Source organism: Lysinibacillus sphaericus, assembly GCF_002982115.1.
In the GTDB taxonomy this organism is placed as follows: Bacteria; Bacillota; Bacilli; order Bacillales_A; family Planococcaceae; genus Lysinibacillus; species Lysinibacillus sphaericus.
In genome coordinates, this window is the sequence record NZ_CP019980.1 from 1778279 (window position 1) to 1793997 (window position 15719).

Here is a 15719-nt window from a genome sequence, read left to right on the forward strand (position 1 = left end):
CTACATGAAGTAATAGCTGCAAGAATTTTCGAAAAGTTATTAATCACAATACATAGAGTAATGTTCACAATGAGGAAAAAATGGGGGGGATATAATTTGAAAAAATATATGATAGTAAATGACAAACTCACGACACCTATTTTCTTAGATGGCGTAATACATGAACATTTTGATGAAACAATGTATCACGAGGGAATGGGGTATAGTTGGAATCGTCATTTTTTTAACAAAGATGATTTGCCGAAAGAATTGTGGTTCATTACCACCAGCAAAATTGAATTTGATTATTATGAAAGTTTTTTAGGGCATATTGTTGAAGAACAGTTATTAAATTTAATAGTTGAGTCGAAAGCGATACAAGATTATGTCATAGCAAAACTACATATAGTTAACACCAAGGGAAAGTCAAAAGTAAAGAAAAATAAAAACTATTATTTCATAAAATATTACGATGGTATTTCATTGGTGGATTATGAAAAATCAGAATTTATTTCTAGAGAAGTACCTAAAAATAAAAGTTTTAAATCGGAAGGTACCTTTGTTGAAAAATATCTGAAAATAATTTTTAACAATACAGATTATGATGTCTTTCGTTTAAAGGATTTAAGATTAAGTTCATACATATTTTGTTCAGAGAAATTTAAGAAACAATGCATTGCACTAAAATTAAAGGGGTTAAAATTTATTGATCTAAATGACGTTGCAACACATATTAACTCCCAGTAGGTTGTAAATGAAAGAGCTGAAATGACTGATTGTATTTCATGAAAATAAGAACGGCTAGGTGAAAAGATAATCAGAGAATATGTAAACTTAATGTACCGTAAAAATCTAGATTTTACTGGACGGTTGAGGGGCTACCACTTCTTAGTAGTCAAAGCCATAAAAGGAGATTTCTATGTATAAGAACGAAGCGTTAAATATCGTTTATGAAAATATTTTAGGGGAAGATTCAATATTAATTCAATTGAGAAGGGGGGAAGGATTAAATGAGAATCAATTTAATGAATTAATCACTGCTATGCAGTTTTTAATAGTTGAATTTAAGAGCTTAGATGTTGTTCCAAAAAAACTTGCATTAGCGTTTGTAGATGTAAGTAATTATTTTTATTTTAACGAAAATAAATATTGTTTGGAAGAACAAAACATTATTGAAGATGCTGTTCAGATGATTAGTCAATTGGCAAATGAGTTATTTGACTCAAACAAAGAGTCGGATGACTAATGATTCCGTTATTTCCCAGTTTACGAAAATACATATACTCAGATAACTAAATTAGGAGTTGATATGATGTCAGTGGAAATTACGTTTAAAGATGTTGAAAATGAATCCATTGTGCCCCGACTCGGCGGGTATAGCTTCTTGCCTAAAAATATTGATTGGCCATTAAATCCAAATGGAGATAAATTAACACTTGTATTTTGTTTGCCAACAAATTTCCTTAATGAAACGCTAAATTTAAACTTACCAAAAGAACAGTTCATCTCTGTATTTACAACGTATAAAAAGAATGATTACTTTTTAGATTACATCACTTTTCATGGAGATCAAGAAGAGTTAGCAAACATTAAACAAGGATTTACAAAGGTTTTATTACACGAAACTGGAGAAATTCGAAATGAATCCAATTTCTTAATACCTGCACAAGCGTTTATTTTAGGCGACAAGTTGAATTTGAACTATGAGAATTTTGATGGTGAAGATTTAGATGATATTGAGATTTACTGTGGTTCATTAATGGGCAATAAAGCATCTTTGTTACAAATAGAAGATTTAGGTTTAAACGATTATCAATTTTGCCTACAAATTTATGGCGGTGATTTTCCAGAGGAATTCCGTAATCTCTTTAGCCTAAGCGATTCAATAGGATATTTATTTTTAAACAAAAATTATAATCAGAATGACATAGGTATTTTTTTTACTCAATGTACTTAAGGGTCTTTAAAATGGTGAATCCTAGGAGAAACGCAGTGATTTAGGAGGACTAGGATGAACTCAAAAGTACTTGAAATTCGAAATGAATTATTAAATCAGTGGACTGAAGTAGAGCAGAATATAGATAGGATGATTACTACAAAGTTATCTGAGGTTGCTTATTGGAAATTTGCTTCTGATGAATATTATACGCATTTACCATATTTTCATGAGATCAATAAAGCTTGCAGAAAAGAAAAAATTAAAGGTGTTCTATTGGTTAAAGAAGGTAATGTACGTAGTCCAGACTTTGTTGAACTTACATAGAGTTGTTAAGTGGTTAAATGTAAGTTGTTTCTACGATAGAATAAAAATGGTATTATATGTTGTGAGAAGTGATTTTTAATAGGACAATCAACATCAAAGGAGGAACTATTGTGAAAAAACTTGATTCTAAATTCGAATACTTGTCGGATATGTACGAAGATTCGTATTATCCAACGTTTTTAGTAAATAAAATTAAAGAAAATATTATGAAATTAGTCCATTTTATTGAAGAGGGCAATCATACGCTTGAAGGGGTACAGGAAAAGTTGGATGAAATGACTGTAGCAATCAATGAACTACAGGATGAGTTTTATAAAAATGATAGTGAAATTGAAACGGTTGCACGAGATTCAATCGCCATAACAGTAGAAGAAATTTTACAATATTTTGAGATTGATATAGATATCGAAGAAGCGTTAAGAGAACGAGATTGGTAAAAAATTACCAGAGTTTCAATGAGGAAAGTGGATGTTCGATAGGAGATGCTTATAGTGTTTTTATCAACTTCTAATTATATTGTCTTAAATTAAAATTTGTATTCCTTAAAGTATAAAGTAGAATCCATAAAACGAACGGAGCTTTATTCACTTGATTGCCTAATAAGCAACAAGTGTTTTTTTATGTTTAAGATAACATTATAAATACTAAGATCTCCATATACAAACGCACACACATAAAGATGCACACTTTTGATTTACTTTCTCGCATACTAATCATGAGTTGGATTTTGATACTCTATTTATCCTTCAATTGAAGTAAGGTTTATAGAGCATATATACTCCGAATTTGGAACTAATACTGATAAAACTATTTTAAATTTAGGCATGAACCCAATCAGCGATTATTCGGAAAACCAAGGGAATAATTTTTTGTTGGAGAACTACGTCTTATTCAACCGAAAAGTTATTATTATAAAGAGTTGAAAAATAATAATTATTCCTTTTTCCGCAAAGAGAAGAGGAAGGCTCTATTGATTATATGGATTATGTGTTCATCTATATAAGCATAATGACACAGGAGAATATGTAAACAAAAAAAGTTAACAATCTGCTTTGACAAAAAAGGCTGAAAATTTTAAAATTTTAATATAGGAGGTTGTTTCAAATGAAGAAAAATATAAGTTTTATTATAGCTTTCTTTTTAATAATAATGGTCTCACTATATTTTTTAAATGAATACAAAACAAAAAATCTTGTACAAGATTTTTTCGATACTGATTCTTTAGCAGAAGAAACCCATGATGTTAGTATCATAGATACAGAGCGCAACGTTAAAACTATCAAAAAAGATAGTACTGTATTTCCAACTTTCCTAAATTTACTAGAAAAACTAGAAATAAAACGAACTAGCTCTACTTTTACTTACACAGGGTTCTCTATGATTATTTATCACAACAACGATTTGCATGTTATTTATCTTAGTGAAAACGGACTATTAACTTTTAATCACAAAACTTATGAAATACAAAATAAGCAGGCATTTAAAAAATTCCTTGATATTGTAAAAAAAGAGGCTGAGACAAAATCATAAAATTCTTTTATAGAGATACATCGGTTTTGATGAATTTCGCTAATAGCAAAAGCGATGACTCCTACTCAGAATGCACCCAGCGTAAGACAAGGGCATTCTGAGCGTAAGCAGAGGGTAGCGACTTACGGCGCTGAGCGGAAAGCACCGCCGAAACGGTCAACAACGGTCACAGCAAAAAAGTGTTAGATTGACTTTAATCAATCTAACACTCTTTCTCTTTTATCTCACCATCTTTCTTTTTTTACAAAGGAATTGAACCGCCACTTGATGTAAGAACTCTTATTGGAATGATATTACCTTGAACAATAGTGAAGTCAGTGTTGCCTGTTGCGAGATTTTTGAATGCCAAATAGTTAACTCTAAATGAAATAGAAATATAAGCTTTGTTATCATTAAAAATTCTTAATAGTTTATTTATTTGGGAATCACCTTCTTCTGCTACTCGTAAGACTTCATTTTTTTCCCACTCATTCACACTTGTTAGTGCGGATACAAGATAGGATGGAATAGCTGTATAAGATGTTTTATTAAAAACTTTTTCTAAAGCAGTAGTAGCAAGTCCACCTAAGGTAGTTGTTAATGCTGCTTTTGAAACTTTACCTTTCCAATAATTGATGAATGCCTCTTGAGCTCCACTCATATCACCGATATTTGCACGAGAAATAGAAGTTGTTGCATTGTACTCATAACGTGAATATTTAGCTGTTGCCATAATTAAATTCCTCCATTTTAATAATAGATTTTGTTTTGTTAGCACTAACACTCTATTAAGGGGAATTTTAATTCGATTTAACAACCTCTTTTTAAAAAAAGTTTTATTTACATGCTCATACATTTTGACTTTACATAACAACAGAATTAGGCAGTAGTAACAAGGGACAAATTCTTGTTTACTACTGTGTTTTCATTTAAATCACTTTTTATTGTGTATACAGAATTATATACTACATTGTTGATTTTACTTAAGAAAAAATTGAAATTTGTTATCCTTAAAAAACAAAGAAAGAAGAGGTTTCTCTATAGTTTTGAGATGCCTCTTTTGTTAATTGTTAGTTTACTGTACGTCGATTTATGTTTTTGTAAATATGTATGGATAGAGTCCTGTTTGATGTATGTACTTCAGTTAGTAACAATCAAAAGAATACTAGAACTACGCTGGAAATTAGGTAGAATTTACTTTTTTAGATTGTTTGACAATAATAAGGGAAATTTTTGTTTATTTACCGATATATATCGTAGGCAACAAAAAGGAGGTCAACACGTTTTGAATAAAAAATATCTTTTTACAGTAGCGGCTATTCCCGCAGCATTTGTTGTGCCTGCTGTAGCAGGGGCAGAAGAAGTAACGACCCTTACAATAACAGGTAACCCTTTAGTAGGTGTAACGCTTAATGCCGACTTAAAAGGTGCACCAGCTGGCACATACATAAAAAGTTATCAGTGGTATTATGTTGAAGGGGGTTCCAATAAACCAATTCCTAGTGCAACAGAGGCTACATTTAAATTACCAGTAGAGGCAGAGGGTAAAACAGTCCTAGTGGAGGCTGTGACGACGACAGATACTAAATATACGAGTAGCCCAATAGTGGTACCAGAATTGTCCTTAAAAATTGAGAAACCTTCTTTTGAGGGGTACGGTCCTCAAAATAATGTGTTACCTGGTGACACAGTGAAAGTAATCGGAGCTAAAGTTACTGATACCAAGGGTGCTGTAATTCAAAGTAATCAAATTACATATAGCTATGAATGGTTTTATAAAACGGGTGATGTGTTTACGATTATTTCGGGAGTAAATACAGAGTCCTATACGATTCCTAAAGATGCGCTTGAAACAAATAAAAAAGATATATCGGTCAGAGTAATCGCTAAAGTCGGTACTAAGAGAGTGGAATCTGATTTCACAGAAGTGCTAACAGTTTCGAAACAGCCAATTGAAACACTTGTGACGAGCATTACGAACTTACGCAAAAGCGATAGCAAGTATCAGGTAACAGATTTTGCATCATTTGAAGCGAATGTAAAAGCATTAGAAACGAAATACCAAGCTCTTTCAGCTACTGCAAAGGCAAGCATTACGAACTATGATGTACTAAAGCGTGCGCTGGCAGATGTTGAGGCTATTAGCAAATTAAATAAGCAATTAGATAATATTCCGGCCGGGCAAAAAGACTTAGCGAAATATATTAGCGAACTAGAAGCGTCTTATGACAAGCTTGATTTATTACAACGTAGTTTAGACGTAAATGATACTTTGTACAGTGGTATTAAAGCTTTAGTAAAAGAACCATCTGATACCGCAGATTTAGCGGAAGTGAGAAGAATTAATAATGAGATTGTGGCGCTATTAAACTATGATAGTGCGCTCATTAAGTATGCCCCTAACAGTGTCGAAGCGTTACAGCTAGCGGTAAACAAAATAGAAGCTGATATTGCGAAACTATCGAAAAATTATCAAGTAGCTGTACAAAATCAAACGATACTTAAAGACGCAAAGCAAGATTTGAAAAAGATAGAACAGTTTATTAAACTTTTTGATAAATTGACAGCGAATACGACAGCGAACAAGCAGGTGACAATTGCTAAATCCATTCGCTCTAGCTATGAAAAATTAACGTATAAACAATTGCTTTTAGTGCCAAATGACTATAAAGTGAAGTTGCTTAATGCGGAAAATGCTGAGCAGGATATGATCAATAGTTTGAATAAGGAAATTAAAGCGTATATTGGTGATAAGCAATATCAAATTAAGCCTACAGCAGATTCATGGCAAGGCTATGTGAACAATATTAATAAAATCGTATCGGATTATAAAAGTTTAACAAAAAATTCAGCGGCTAAAATTATCGACTATGATCGTATTTTAATCTTGCAAAAAGACTTTAAAGCGGCAGAAAAAGTGATTAAAGATATAGATGGCTATAAAAAGCTTGCTAACACGGCTGGCGTGACAGAAAGTAAGCTGAAAACAAGCTACAGTAATACACTAAAAGCATACAATAAATTAACGACTTTACAGCAATCACTTGTTTATAATGCGCAGGAATTTTTAAATAGCTCTCCTAATATAACGGTAGGGAATAATGGCAATGAACCTACTGACAAGGCAGATGCGGAAGCACTGAAAGTTAAAATACAAGCTTTCGCCAATGTAACAAGTTATACATTTACGCAATTTGAAGCGGAAGTAGAAGAGGCAACAAAGCAATATAAAAAATTATCATCTCCAGCACGAAAATATGTAACAAACTATGATTTATTAACTACAGCGACAAAAGATCTTACTGGGGTAAGAGCATTCCATAAAAAAGTACAAGCAGCTCGAGAAGAACTAGATGTTGCAAAGCAAACGAAAAAAATTGAATCAGTCGAAGCGGCTTATGCGAAACTGCCTGCTAATCAACAGCATTTAGCGAAAGCGCAGTACGAGGATTTATTAAAAAATCGTTTAGTAGACACGACTGCACCTGATATTTCGAAATTAATACAAGATATTGCGGCAATTGAAACGGATGATTTATATAAAGTATCCATACAGGATATTCAAAACTTGGCGAACCAATATAATAAACTAAGTTCCAGCGATAAAAAACGCGTAACAAATGCGTCAATTTTAACAGCAGCTATTGCAGATGTTAAAAAGGTAGAGTCATTTATGAAGCAATACGATAAGTCGTTTGTAAGCAATCCAACAACGGTTATTAAAGCATTTGCGAAGCTAACATCTAAACAAATGAGTTTAGTCAGTGAAAATGTTCGCCAACAAATTATCGCCAAGGAGAAAGAACTTCAGCAAGCAAACGATATTGCATTAACGTTAATAGAGGACATTAATTCACTTGTCCAAAATGGCGATTATATTGCGAATTTAGAAGCGAAAGTGACGCAAATTCGCACTGCTTACGATAAACTAACTGCTTCTGAAAAAAGCGTCGTAAAAAATTATTCGAAGCTGACACAAGCAGAGAATGACTTGAAAAAAGTAGCAGAGGTTCATGCGCTATATGTATCTGATACAAATGGCAATGAAGCTGCTCGCAAAGCTTGGCAAACAGCCTATGGTAAACTCTCTAAAAAACTAGAAAATCTGTATAAGAATATGTACGCAGGCGATCTGTAAGCAGACTTCTGTGTAATCTGTAAAAATAGTATGTAAGGGGAAAGACAAACCTTACATACTATTTTTGTCTTAGTCTAACAGGGGATAATTTGGTATTATATTTAAGGTAAGGTTTGAGAAGTCATTCATTGTGTATACTAAGTCCGAAAAGCAGTAACTGTTTAGACATTTTCTTTTGTCATAATTTATGATAGACGCTACAATACATGGTTGACTTAGATGAATCAAATAGAGTCTTCGTAGTTCAAGCTATGAGGGCTCTGTTTTTAACTAGAAAAGGAGAGCACAGCAATGCGAATACATCATCATCAAGTTGAACATCACGATAGTCAATCGATAGGGCAGTGGGTTGAGCAGTTCCGTCCCTTTTCTAAGGAAGGGAAATGTGCCAGCTATATTCCAGCTTTAGCACAAAAAGATCCACAACAACTAGCCATCTCCATTATCGGACCGAATAGTGAACAAATCGTTGGAGGAGATGTAACGGAATTATTTACCCTCCAAAGTGTTTCAAAAGTTGTGACCTTTATTTTAGCTTGTATGGACCGAGGGTTGCCTTATGTTTTAGAAAGGGTAGATGTTGAGCCTACTGGGGATACGTTCAATTCCATTATTCGTCTTGAAAGTCATCAGCCCGGAAAACCTTTTAATCCGATGATTAATGCAGGAGCGATTACAGTGTCCTCGATGCTGGATGGCAGTTCGCCACAGGAGAAAGTGGCGAAAATCCTGTCGTTTTTAGAACAAATGGTTGGCAAACAGTTAAAGGTAAACGAAGAAGTGTTTCAATCTGAATGGCAAACAGCTAATCGCAATCGATCATTAGCCTACTATTTAATGGATTCGGGCTTTTTAGATTGTCCAGTTGAAGAAGCATTGGAAGTTTATTTGAAGCAATGTGCAATTGAAGTCAATGTTTCGGATTTAGCAATGATTGGCTTATTAATCGCGAATGATGGCTATCATCCACAACGAAAAATTCAGCTCTTTCCTAAACAAGTGGCTAAATTAGCGAAAGCCCTAATGGTGACATGTGGTATGTATAATGCATCAGGTAAGTTTGCTGCTTTTATCGGTTTGCCAGCTAAAAGTGGTGTCTCTGGTGCCATTGTTGCGGCTGTTCCCAATCACGCAAGCTTGGAATCACCTTTCCCAGCTGGTTGTGGCATCGGGATTTATGGGCCAGCTATTGATGATATCGGAAATAGTGTAGCAGGTGTAAAATTACTTAAGCATGTTGCAGATGAGTGGAATATGACGATTTTTTAATAAGGTGAAAAATACCGTAGATAAGCACAAAGGCTTATCTACGTTTTTTTATCCCTATTATCGCCTGACAACTTGATAGTATAAGGCAATAGCGATATCAGTTCTATAGCTACATATAGTAGTGTTGGTTAATTGGAGAACTGTAGGCGGTTTAATCATCTATTATAATGAAAGACAAGACGCAATGCATTGTGATTGCGTCTTAAAGTGGATTTGTCGCGAATTTATAAAATTGCTGTTATCTATTGTTGATATTTTTGCTTTTATAAAGAATGAAAAGAACGATAAACCAGATAGGTGTTAGTAAAAGCGCTGTTCTAGTCGCTTCGGAAATCAACATAATTACTAACAAAAACGCGAAGAAAGCAAGTACTAAATAGTTCACAAAAGGTGTCAATGGTGCTTTAAAAATCGACGCTTCGTGGAGTGCGCGGTTTTTACGTTTATAGATAATATGCGAGATTAGAATAATACTCCATACCCAAATAAAACAAATAGCACTAATCGTTGTTACGACGCTAAAGGCGTTTTCTGGCATGAGCTTGCTCAGTAATGCCCCTATTGATACAACGATGGCTGAAAGAACAAGTGCGTTACTTGGCACACTGTTTTTATTTAGCTTAGCAAAAGAAGCGGATGCTTGCTTGTGACGGCCAAGATTATAAAGCATACGACTTGTAGAAAATAAACCACTATTGCCTGCTGAAGCCGCAGATGTCAGCACAACAAAATTGATAATACCTGCTGCGATAGGTATACCTGCTAATGAAAATACTTGTACAAATGGACTGCTTGTAGCAGACATTTCATACCAAGGGTTGATGCATAAAATGACTGTTAATGCGCCTACATAAAATAGTAAAATACGCAGTGGAATTTTATTAATGGCAGATGGAATATTTTTTTTCGGATCTGCTGTTTCTGCAGCAGAAACACCGACTAGTTCAACTCCTACGAAAGCAAAAACAACCATTTGGAAGGCCATTAGGAAGCCATAAATACCGTTCGGGAACAGCCCGCCATGTGCCCAAAGATTGTTTACTGATACAGTGCCAGAAGTTGTTTGAAAGCCTGTGAATAGCATGAATAATCCAATAATTATTAATGCAACAATTGTTACAACTTTAATCAGTGCAAACCAAAATTCGAGTTCTCCAAAAAGCTTTACTGTCAATAAATTAAGAAATAATAGCAGTACTAGACAGCCAATAGCGGGTACCCATTGCGGAATATTAAACCAATATTGTACATAGACACCGACGGCAATAATATCTGCCATCGCGGTCATTATCCAACAAAACCAGTAGGTCCAACCAGTGACATACCCAGCCCAAGGGCCGATGTACTCTGTGGCGAAATCTGTAAATGATGTATAGCCTGCGTTTGATAATAGTAGTTCGCCTAGTGCCCGCATGACAAAAAATAAGGCAATCCCAACAATGAGGTAAGCCAAAATAATCGAAGGCCCTGCTAAAGCAATCGCTTTACCTGATCCTAAAAATAAGCCAGTCCCAATTGTTCCGCCAATTGCAATAAGTTGCACATGGCGATTTTTTAATTCTCGTTTTAACTGATGTTGTTCCAAGTTTATTCCCCCATAAGATGCGTAGAAGCGCTAGCTGGAAAATAAAAAAGAGACTAGTAGCAACACTAGTCTCGTAAACGTCAGAATAAAAATACCGTGACTGAAGGTTTAGTTTGTAACATATCCAATGCAACATTCGTCGTGTGGTATAGCTTTCATGGTGAAAGTTTATCTTACTCCTCTGTCCTTTTGCCTGAGATAGTGAACCCTTCGGCGACGCTAATTGCGCTCTCTCCAGAAATGCTCCTGCTATAGTTTCATCCATAGCATTCATAGCTTCAATCTTTATTTTAAGATATTATTTATCCTACCAATGACGAGCCAATAATACAAGGGTCAATTTTCAGTAGTATGCAGGTAAAAAGAAGAATTGGTTTCATGATGATATATTTGTTACAAAAAATAGTTATTTTAGACATAGAGTAATAAATACATTATCATTATTTTTACAACTACAAAGCTAAAAGAGGTGGAGGAATGGAGCGAGTAAAAGAAGCAGCACGATTGTTAGCACAAGAAGGGGAGAGTGAACAGGCCAAATTATTATTGCTAGATGCATTTTCTGAACAGCCCAATTGTATTGTTGCGCATAATTTGGCAGATTACCATAAAGAACAGGATCAATACGAAGAAGCATATCACTATGCATTGCAGGCTGTTGCATGGCAACCAAAAACGTATTCCCCATATGCATTATTAGGCGAATTGTCTATGCGCCAAGGTGACAATCATTCGGCACAGCAATGGCTAGAAAAAGCATATAACCGATTTCAATCACCGGTCGTAGCGCATAATTTAGCAACTCTATACAAGGCACAACAAAAATATGAACAGGCTGCTCAGCTTTTTATAAAATCGTATGAAAGCGAGGACTATGGGCTGATGCATGCTGTCGAATGTTTTGTGTTAGCCAACGATTTTCAGCATGCTAAAAAGTGGATAGCAATCATTGAACAAGAACAGCAACGATTTATAGGTGAAGTAGAGCTAGGAGAGTTGTACGGGCGAATTGGAGATTATCAGAAATCCGCTATGTGGTATGCAAAAGGCTACCAACATTATGCCCATACAGGTGAATGGATCGCAGATTATGTATGGGTACTTCACCAATTAGGAGATGAAGCGCATAAGAAAGCAGTGATTGCAACGTTTATGGAGGAATGTACGCAAACAATAGCTGACTTGGCAAATAAGACGTTGGAATATGGCTGGACAGAAGAAGAAGTAGCAGAAGAGGAGGCGCAGCTTAGAGCGAATATGGAGCGGGTGAACAGTGCCCATTTACAGCACCACATTATGTTGCAAAATGAGCCGAGTATCGCTTCACGCTGTTATACTTTTTTCTGTCCGATGCATGATGAAGGACATGGTGACAGCGAACTAGATGGTTAGTCGTTAGACAACTACTATTATATAGAAGAAACTCTGAATATTAGCAAAAAGAATCCTTTACCAAAACATTTGGAAAGGATTCTTTTTATGAAAAAACCAAGCGCTAGTATCCTACTTCACTGAGGAAAGGACTATGTTAAATAGTCGCTATAGCCTGATTGAATTCACTTTGCTTATTGTTTTTTTGTTTTAATTTTACCAGTCCAATTACGGAAGCCGCCTTCAAGCTGGTAGATTTGATTGTAGCCACGTTTTTTTAGGTAAAGAGCAGCACGCGCGCTACGGCCTGTATTTTGACAGTATAAATATACTGGTAAATCTGGGCGGATTTCTTTATAACGTTGACGTAATGCTGTAGAAGGAACGTTTCGTGCGCCAAGGATATGACCTGCATCAAATTCTTTTTGTTCACGCACATCGATTAACTGCGCTTTACGGTAGCCTTCAATAAATTGTTCTTGTGTTAGGTTGGTTACGGCTTTTTTTAGTCGCATTGCATTAATCGCGATATATGCAATTAGCACTACTAAAACGACACCAATTGTGATAAGTATATCCAATTTCTTCTTACCCCTTTCTATCTTCTTTATTATTATAAAAGATGCGCTGGCGATAGTCCAATGAGTTTGATAAAATTAACTAGATTGTGGCTAGAAATGATTGATAGATGTAGGAGATGACATAATGACAACTTGGTATTTTCTAAATTCAGGAAAATGTAGTCCCTCTTTTAATATGGCACTAGATGAGGCATTGCTTGATTGGCATAGTGAGGGTTTAATTCCCCCTGTTATTCGTTTTTATGAGTGGGAGCCAGCGACATTGTCGATTGGTTATTTCCAACAAGCGAAAAGAGATATTAATTTAGATGCGTTACGTGAACAAGGAATAGGATTTGTTCGTCGTCCGACGGGTGGTCGAGCAGTATTACATGAACATGAGTTAACATATAGCGTTATTGTTACGGAAAGCTATCCAAATATGCCTGAATCCGTAACAGAGGCGTATCGAGTACTAAGTGAAGGGATATTGCAAGGCTTTCATAATTTAGGAATGGATGCCTATTTCAGTGTGCCTGACACAGAGGAAAAAAAGGCAGATTTGAAGCAGCCAAAAAGTGCCGTGTGTTTTGACGCACCGAGTTGGTATGAACTTGTCGTTGAAGGGAAAAAAATAGCGGGTAGTGCACAAACTCGTCAAAAAGGTGTTATTTTGCAACATGGCGCGATTTTACTTGATCTTGATGAGGATAAATTATTATCTGTTTTTAATTTTTCAAGTGAAGCAGCGAAAGAACGTATGCGCAAAAAGCTACCAGAGAAGGCAGTTGCCATTAATAGTCTTGTAAAAGAACCTGTGTCTATTGAACAATGTGTCACTGCTTTTCGAGATGGTTTTGCAAAATCGTTGCAAATTGAATTAAAACCATTTACACTTTCTGAGGAGCAATTAAAATATGTGCATGAGTTAGCGGAAAAAAAATATGCGCATGATGATTGGAACTTTAAAAAGTAAAATGTGGTATAAGAAAAATATTTTTTCACCGTTTAAACCTTGTAATGGCAAGCAGTAACCAATCTATCCGAAATTGCAAGAGTTGAATTTAAAAACTATATATAGTATCTTTTTAAAAGCGACATACACAATATGTAGTGTTTAACGGCACATGATATTGTGTATTTATTATTGTAAGGGGAGGCAAAACGATGGTACTTACAAATCATCAACCCGATGTAAACAAACAAATTGAACAGTTAAACAAAGATATTGAGCAATTCCCACAGGTTCACCCTGTCACGCCTGATATGCATATCACACATAAAGGTGTATCAAGACTTGTGATGATCGACCGCTACTCGTTTAAGGATACGGAAAAGAAAACGCTAAAAGCTGGTGATTTCGTCGTATTAACAGTGAAGGCAGATCCAAAATTCCCCGCACGTGGTTTAGGAACAATTCAACATATTGATAAGGCTACAAAAACAGCAGATATTTTGATTGAAGAAGACTACCGTAGCGCATTAGATGATCCAAAAGAGCAAGAAACAGGTGTGATTACACGTTCAATTGACGTGCTAGAAAAGCCTCTTGAAATTTTTTATGAACAAATTGCTAAACGAAATGCAACAGGGCTTGCTTCTGTTGAAAAAACAGCTGAAAAACGACAAGAATGGTTTGAAAAATTTTATCAGCAACTCGTTTCATTAAAATTTGTACCAGCTGGTCGTGTCATATATGGAGCAGGATCTGAAACAGATGTAACTTTCTTTAACTGCTATGTAATGCCGTTTGTAGCGGACTCACGTGAAGGAATCAGTGATCACCGCAAGCAAGTAATGGAAATTATGAGCCGTGGTGGTGGTGTAGGAACAAATGGTTCGACACTTCGTCCTCGCAACACGTTAGCACGTGGTGTGAACGGTAAATCGTCAGGTTCGGTATCATGGCTAGATGACATTGCAAAACTGACTCACCTTGTCGAACAGGGTGGATCCCGTTAACCAAAACGGCGGGATTAAAATCTCGTGAATTGCTGGAACACCCTGAGAGCTTTTCTTGCTACAACGTAAACTGTGAAGTTAAACGTGAATGCTTAAAAAAAGAAAAGATTGGGCAATCAGCAGCGAAGCATCTGGGGAAACACAGATGAACGTTCAACGACTATTGAAACTTCCTAAACTTTTAATACCACTTTGGAGGTGTAAGCATGGAAGAAGTAAATCGTAATGTACGGAGACGTCCTTACGAGGCGCGAGACAAAGAACGATTGATTAAAAAAATTATTGAGTTACATGAAGATGGAATGAGCCAAGTAGATATTGCGAAAATGCTCAGTATCGGTAGAGGAACAATTCTTAGATGGAACAAAGAATTAGAACTTTTTAAACCGAGAACACCTGGTGAAGCAGGTAAGCTGAAAAATAAAAAATACCATTATAATGAAAACTACTTTAAACAAGTTGATACAGCAAATAAGGCTTATTTAGTTGGCTATATAACCGGAGATGGAACCATTTTTGATCGTGGGACTTCTAAACGCTTAGTGTTATCACTTGCAGAGCAAGATCGACAACTACTTGAAGATATCGCTAAAGAATTATATATGTTGAATGCCATTAAATTTCGACGACGGAGAGCATCCAATGAACAAAATAAATATGCCTTAACAATTAATTCAACAGAAATGTGTAATGATTTAATACAATTAGGGATTACACCACGAAAAACAGGGTTTGAACGTTGGGTTAACTTTGGAAGAGAAGATTTACAGTGGGCATATTTAAGAGGTTTTTTTGATGCCGATGGTCATATTTCAAGTCGAGGAAGACTGGGGTTTACAGGAAATAGTCAAATGCTCCTGTCGTTGCTACAATTTCTACATGATAATCAATTAGCTTTATCTGTTCATAAACTTTATCCAAAACAAGGTTGCGTAGACTTGTACATCACTAGAAAAGATGATGTGAAAAAGATTGCTCAACAGTTATATAAGTTTGGCTCCATTCAACTCAATCGAAAATATGAAAAAATCAAATCTTTCTTTGATGATATAGTCTGATCTTATGTGAAAGCATAAGAATGTG

The 15719-nt window shown here is 35.3% G+C and carries 14 protein-coding genes, 1 pseudogene and 1 riboswitch; of the genes and pseudogenes, 12 read left to right on the forward strand and 3 right to left on the reverse strand.

What is annotated here, in order from left to right:
• Window positions 1–96: 96 nt before the first annotated feature.
• The 6 genes from LS41612_RS08910 (at window position 97) to LS41612_RS08935 (ending at window position 3772) form a co-directional block, all read left to right on the forward strand.
• On the forward strand, window positions 97–726 hold the full coding sequence (locus LS41612_RS08910; protein ID WP_024361219.1) for an Imm43 family immunity protein: 630 nt from the start codon (window positions 97–99) through the stop codon (window positions 724–726).
• Between the two features lie 172 nt (window positions 727–898).
• Complete coding sequence (locus LS41612_RS08915) at window positions 899–1225, forward strand: hypothetical protein (protein ID WP_024361218.1); 327 nt, start codon at window positions 899–901, stop codon at window positions 1223–1225.
• A 63-nt stretch (window positions 1226–1288) separates the two neighbouring features.
• Window positions 1289–1936: a DUF1963 domain-containing protein gene (locus LS41612_RS08920; RefSeq protein ID WP_233433839.1), complete on the forward strand. Its 648-nt coding sequence runs from the start codon at window positions 1289–1291 to the stop codon at window positions 1934–1936.
• Between the two features lie 54 nt (window positions 1937–1990).
• Window positions 1991–2242 (forward strand): hypothetical protein, encoded by a 252-nt coding sequence (locus LS41612_RS08925; RefSeq protein WP_024361216.1) that lies wholly within the window; start codon window positions 1991–1993, stop codon window positions 2240–2242.
• A 110-nt stretch (window positions 2243–2352) separates the two neighbouring features.
• A complete protein-coding gene (locus LS41612_RS08930; protein ID WP_024361215.1) occupies window positions 2353–2679 on the forward strand; it encodes a DUF5713 family protein in 327 nt (108 codons plus the stop codon).
• A gap of 667 nt (window positions 2680–3346) precedes the next feature.
• Window positions 3347–3772 carry a hypothetical protein gene (locus LS41612_RS08935; RefSeq protein WP_024361214.1) on the forward strand — a complete coding sequence of 142 codons (426 nt, stop codon included), beginning with the start codon at window positions 3347–3349 and terminating at the stop codon, window positions 3770–3772.
• Window positions 3773–4013: 241 nt separating this feature from the next.
• Here LS41612_RS08935 and LS41612_RS08940 read toward each other — a convergent pair whose 3' ends face one another.
• Window positions 4014–4484, reverse strand: coding sequence for a hypothetical protein (locus tag LS41612_RS08940; protein ID WP_024361213.1), 471 nt, complete (start codon window positions 4482–4484; stop codon window positions 4014–4016).
• 552 nt (window positions 4485–5036) lie between these two features.
• Between LS41612_RS08940 and LS41612_RS08945 the strand changes: the two genes are divergently transcribed.
• Entirely contained in the window at window positions 5037–7889 is a 2853-nt protein-coding gene (locus tag LS41612_RS08945; protein ID WP_024361212.1) for a hypothetical protein, read from the forward strand.
• Between the two features lie 291 nt (window positions 7890–8180).
• On the forward strand, window positions 8181–9158 hold the full coding sequence (locus LS41612_RS08950) for a glutaminase (RefSeq protein ID WP_024361211.1): 978 nt from the start codon (window positions 8181–8183) through the stop codon (window positions 9156–9158).
• 238 nt (window positions 9159–9396) lie between these two features.
• On the opposite strand, the gene LS41612_RS08955 is transcribed toward LS41612_RS08950, so the two are convergent.
• Window positions 9397–10743: an amino acid permease gene (locus LS41612_RS08955; RefSeq protein WP_024361210.1), complete on the reverse strand. Its 1347-nt coding sequence runs from the start codon at window positions 10741–10743 to the stop codon at window positions 9397–9399.
• A gap of 171 nt (window positions 10744–10914) precedes the next feature.
• A riboswitch (glycine riboswitch) is annotated at window positions 10915–10991 on the reverse strand.
• Window positions 10992–11220: 229 nt separating this feature from the next.
• On the opposite strand from LS41612_RS08955, the gene LS41612_RS08960 reads away from it, so the two are divergent.
• Window positions 11221–12135, forward strand: coding sequence for a tetratricopeptide repeat protein (locus tag LS41612_RS08960; RefSeq protein WP_024361209.1), 915 nt, complete (start codon window positions 11221–11223; stop codon window positions 12133–12135).
• 173 nt (window positions 12136–12308) lie between these two features.
• Here the strand turns inward: LS41612_RS08960 and LS41612_RS08965 are convergent, their stop codons facing one another.
• Window positions 12309–12695, reverse strand: coding sequence for a rhodanese-like domain-containing protein (locus tag LS41612_RS08965; RefSeq protein ID WP_024361208.1), 387 nt, complete (start codon window positions 12693–12695; stop codon window positions 12309–12311).
• A gap of 124 nt (window positions 12696–12819) precedes the next feature.
• On the opposite strand from LS41612_RS08965, the gene lipM reads away from it, so the two are divergent.
• From lipM to LS41612_RS08980, 3 genes and pseudogenes are all read left to right on the forward strand, one after another.
• The gene (gene lipM, locus LS41612_RS08970) at window positions 12820–13650 is read left to right on the forward strand and encodes an octanoyltransferase LipM (protein ID WP_024361207.1); all 831 of its coding nucleotides are present in this window, start codon (window positions 12820–12822) and stop codon (window positions 13648–13650) included.
• Between the two features lie 191 nt (window positions 13651–13841).
• A pseudogene (locus LS41612_RS08975) lies at window positions 13842–14633 on the forward strand (ribonucleotide reductase N-terminal alpha domain-containing protein); the annotation flags it as partial.
• Window positions 14634–14842: 209 nt separating this feature from the next.
• Window positions 14843–15694: an LAGLIDADG family homing endonuclease gene (locus LS41612_RS08980; RefSeq protein ID WP_080653272.1), complete on the forward strand. Its 852-nt coding sequence runs from the start codon at window positions 14843–14845 to the stop codon at window positions 15692–15694.
• The last annotated feature ends 25 nt before the right edge of the window (window positions 15695–15719 follow it).

Bases quoted from the DNA above. Each gene is read 5' to 3' on its own strand.
- lipM (WP_024361207.1), top strand. From the start codon at position 12,820: ATGACAACTTGGTATTTTCTAAATTCAGGAAAATGTAGTCCCTCTTTT.
- LS41612_RS08940 (WP_024361213.1), bottom strand. From the start codon at position 4,484: ATGGCAACAGCTAAATATTCACGTTATGAGTACAATGCAACAACTTCT.
- LS41612_RS08950 (WP_024361211.1), top strand. From the start codon at position 8,181: ATGCGAATACATCATCATCAAGTTGAACATCACGATAGTCAATCGATA.
- LS41612_RS08980 (WP_080653272.1), top strand. From the start codon at position 14,843: ATGGAAGAAGTAAATCGTAATGTACGGAGACGTCCTTACGAGGCGCGA.
- LS41612_RS08960 (WP_024361209.1), top strand. From the start codon at position 11,221: ATGGAGCGAGTAAAAGAAGCAGCACGATTGTTAGCACAAGAAGGGGAG.
- LS41612_RS08915 (WP_024361218.1), top strand. From the start codon at position 899: ATGTATAAGAACGAAGCGTTAAATATCGTTTATGAAAATATTTTAGGG.
- LS41612_RS08920 (WP_233433839.1), top strand. From the start codon at position 1,289: ATGATGTCAGTGGAAATTACGTTTAAAGATGTTGAAAATGAATCCATT.
- LS41612_RS08925 (WP_024361216.1), top strand. From the start codon at position 1,991: ATGAACTCAAAAGTACTTGAAATTCGAAATGAATTATTAAATCAGTGG.
- LS41612_RS08935 (WP_024361214.1), top strand. From the start codon at position 3,347: ATGAAGAAAAATATAAGTTTTATTATAGCTTTCTTTTTAATAATAATG.